The 3,239-nt window shown below is 45.4% G+C and carries 5 protein-coding genes; 2 read left to right on the forward strand and 3 right to left on the reverse strand.

Annotated elements, in window-relative coordinates:
• Positions 1–267: 267 nt before the first annotated feature.
• Positions 268–546, reverse strand: coding sequence for a hypothetical protein (locus tag FHS77_RS15865; protein ID WP_184224883.1), 279 nt, complete (start codon positions 544–546; stop codon positions 268–270).
• Between the two features lie 212 nt (positions 547–758).
• On the opposite strand from FHS77_RS15865, the gene FHS77_RS15870 reads away from it, so the two are divergent.
• Positions 759–1,253: a DUF2165 family protein gene (locus FHS77_RS15870; protein ID WP_184224884.1), complete on the forward strand. Its 495-nt coding sequence runs from the start codon at positions 759–761 to the stop codon at positions 1,251–1,253.
• Positions 1,254–1,314: 61 nt separating this feature from the next.
• On the opposite strand, the gene FHS77_RS15875 is transcribed toward FHS77_RS15870, so the two are convergent.
• Entirely contained in the window at positions 1,315–1,788 is a 474-nt protein-coding gene (locus FHS77_RS15875) for an OsmC family protein (protein WP_184224885.1), read from the reverse strand.
• A gap of 223 nt (positions 1,789–2,011) precedes the next feature.
• Between FHS77_RS15875 and FHS77_RS15880 the strand changes: the two genes are divergently transcribed.
• Positions 2,012–2,509, forward strand: a complete 498-nt coding sequence (locus FHS77_RS15880; RefSeq protein WP_184224886.1) for an MgtC/SapB family protein — start codon at positions 2,012–2,014, stop codon at positions 2,507–2,509.
• 178 nt (positions 2,510–2,687) lie between these two features.
• Here the strand turns inward: FHS77_RS15880 and FHS77_RS15885 are convergent.
• Positions 2,688–3,239, reverse strand: a 552-nt coding sequence (locus FHS77_RS15885) for a DDE-type integrase/transposase/recombinase (RefSeq protein WP_343061036.1), incomplete at its 5' end; no start/stop codon positions are given.

Below are 3,239 nucleotides of genomic sequence, written 5' to 3' on the forward strand. Positions count from 1 at the left end.
TTGTCTGAAAAGTTCCGTCTTGTCGTCATTTGCGTATCCAATCGCTAAAGGAGGATACATCTTAGCAGACTGTCTAGTTTTCCAGGACCACTTCACTCTACCAACCCGTCTGGAGCAGTACCATTCATAAACCTTTTGAATTTGTATTAGCGCTGACCGGGTTTCTGCTCCTGACCGTTTGGAAGTTTCCAGCTTGGGCAGTCGTACTCATCTTAGCCCTTGGAGGCGTTTTGATTTCACTTTGACTTTAGTTCTTTAGTCCCGACTTTAGGCTTTGATTTTAGTCTCAGACTGAAGACATGTCGCGGTGCGAAATTCCCGCATATTTCCGTAATTAACAAGCTGCAAGTCCATTGCCTTTTGCACTTCCTGCCGGCTGACCGCCGCCACTCTGTTCAAACCATTACTGATGGCAGTTGGCAAAACCTGCTGCTCTGCCCTTGTCAGCATCGCTTCAAAGCTACGTATATCAAAGTTCAGATAGGCAGCTTTGTTTGGGCCAAGGCCGGAAGCACCTCCCAACCCTGTTGGAGTGTTAAGGTTCATGGCAATTTAGCCTCAGACTTGCCAGGCGCCATACAAAGACTAAACAATCCCAACACCGCTATTAACCTTAAAACTAAGTTAAGATTGCTGCATATTAGCCAAAGCTGTAAAGACATAGAGCAAATAACGAGTTGAGGTTTTCGTATCGTACGCTTCCGGAATGGCGATTACTAACTCACGCCCTTTAACTCTCGTTGATACGGATTTAAAAAATGGTTTTAAGACTCTCAAAAACTCTTATGGTTCTGGCCATCGCATTCTTTGCGTCGCTCGTTGCCTTTGGCAATATCACTGACTACGGTTCAAACTTTGCGTTTGTGCATCATGTGTTTCTGATGGACACAATCTTCCCAGATGCAACAATTAAATATCGTGCGATTGAAACCGAATGGCTGCACCATGCAGGTTATATCGGCATTATTATCCTTGAAACTCTGACTGCACTCTTGTGCTGGATTGGTGGTTTCAAATTGCTGGCTGCCCGTAATGACAGCGCTGCCTCATTCAATACGAAGAAAAACTGGGCAATTGCTGGTCTGACACTTGGCTTCCTGACATGGCAGGTCGCATTTATGTCGGTTGGTGGCGAATGGTTTGGCATGTGGATGTCCAAGCAATGGAATGGAGTTCCTGACGCATTCCGCTTCTTCATCACCATCATTGCCGTACTGATTTATCTGGTGCTGCCTGAAAAAGACGACGCCTAATAGCACTTAAAAACCTATAAGCCGCCCTGCTCCAGTCGGGCGGCTTTTTTTATCAAAGAAGTTAAGCTGCTTTACGCAATTCGATATTTTTCCAATTACTGGAAAACTTCACACCACTCCCGCGAAAGAGCTGAGTCATCGGGCAACGTCTTTCGACTTCAAATGCAAAAGCTGCAAATTTTACATCATCCAGATTGGTTTCAACACTGATATCCAGATGAACGTCTGAAAAATTCGAGATACCCTCTTCGCCAAAGACCAGCACGCTATTGTCCAGATGGCTAGTCAGATTAATCGACCACTCACCAAGCTCAATGGACGGGTCTTGTGATGCGATAATCTGCGAGGTTACCTGCGTGCAGGATGATAAAGCAGCAAGTGCGTAATCCAGCGGGCTTGGCGCACTATTATCGCCACCAAGCGTACTGTGGCCGACAACATCAATTGTCAGCGAACTTCCAACGATTTCCAGCTTTTGCTTTACAACCGAACCTTTGCCGATGAGAGAAAATGATAATATTGAACCTTTAGCCATAGTAACCCCTTTCTATTATTAAGGTAAGCACTAGGCTGCATGCGGCAAGCAAACAAGGAACGCTATTTCAGTAATCGCACTACCATCAAAATCAATTTCCTTGACCCTGCATATACCAAGTTTCATTGCTCTTTTTGAAGCAGCACACATCAAAAAATTATAATGCGGAACATTCTCTAAGCTTTTTCGTTGTTTTTATATAACAGCAAGGAAAGCCCTTAAAATGAATGAATTTCATAGCGCTTTAAGAGAAACATTCTATGCCGACAACTTTAATGTCTGGCCACATATTTTTACATTAGTTGCAGCATATATTCTGGCATTGCCAATCGGTTGGCATAGAGAGCGCGAAGAAAGAAGTGCCGGACTACGTACTTTTCCGTTAGTTGCCGTAGCAAGTTGTGGCTTTGTTCAAGCAGCCGAAGGTATCACCACTGGCAGCCCCGAAGCACTGGCACGCATCATAGAAGGTGTAATTACCGGCATGGGCTTTATCGGAGGCGGTGCAATTTTAAGGCTGAGCTCGTCCGTTAAAGGAACAGCAACCGCCGCGAGCCTGTGGGCGACGGGTGCAATTGGCATCGCATGCGCACTGGGGGCTTTTGACATTGCCATTATTATTATGGTCTTTGCCTTTATTACTCTTGTTCTTTTTTCAAATGGAAAAACTGGAGAGATCACGAAAGAGCGTCAAACAGGCACAAATAAGCAACCAGATTAGACTGGGGCAAAGATGAGCAATCCAACGCTCATAATTGCCGTATTACCGACTAACAATTTGGAAGCTCCGTGAAGTTTTATGAGCTTCTTGGTTTCAGTCCAAAAGGTGATAATCGAAGTCGCCCTGTTTTTCTGGGCAGATTTACGGTTCCGCTAAGATGCACCCTGTTTGAGGCTGTTTAGATTTTATGCCGCTTGGTTGATGTGTATTGTGCTAAAGTATGCATCTCCGGCGTTTGTTTTTCAAAGGCAGAGCGGGGCCGCTCTGTGTTGTAAAATCCAATCCAGTCTTTGATCACACGTTTGGCTTGGAAGTCGTCCAGCAATTCATTGAGATGTCGGCTTCTTGCTAGAGGAATCGCCATAATCTTTCGATGAAAATATTGTCGGGATAACGCCCGCGACCATCCATTGATATTTTGATCTTGGGATCGCCAAAATGTTGATCCAGTCCCTTCCAGTAAACTGGGTCCTTGAACACTATTCATTATTTCAGGCTTGCCGTATTTGAAAATAGCCTCGTTCAAGGCTTCATCGCAGAAACTGGCATCCATCGTATTGGAGAGCCACCATGACAGTACTTTGCGCGTTGCCCAATCCATAATGGCGACCAGATAAAGAAAACCGCGCTGCATAGGGAGTGGAGTAAGAAGCGCAAACGCGCTTCTCCTCCCCGAACCGTACGTGCACCTTTCAGCGCATACGGCTCTCCATTCAAACTTGGCCCATGG

This window comes from Paenochrobactrum gallinarii, assembly GCF_014205685.1.
GTDB classification, from domain to species: Bacteria; Pseudomonadota; Alphaproteobacteria; order Rhizobiales; family Rhizobiaceae; genus Paenochrobactrum; species Paenochrobactrum gallinarii.

Coding starts and splice junctions, on each gene's coding strand:
- FHS77_RS15875 (WP_184224885.1), bottom strand. CDS start 1,788: ATGGCTAAAGGTTCAATATTATCATTTTCTCTCATCGGCAAAGGTTCG.
- FHS77_RS15865 (WP_184224883.1), bottom strand. CDS start 546: ATGAACCTTAACACTCCAACAGGGTTGGGAGGTGCTTCCGGCCTTGGC.
- FHS77_RS15870 (WP_184224884.1), top strand. CDS start 759: ATGGTTTTAAGACTCTCAAAAACTCTTATGGTTCTGGCCATCGCATTC.
- FHS77_RS15880 (WP_184224886.1), top strand. CDS start 2,012: ATGAATGAATTTCATAGCGCTTTAAGAGAAACATTCTATGCCGACAAC.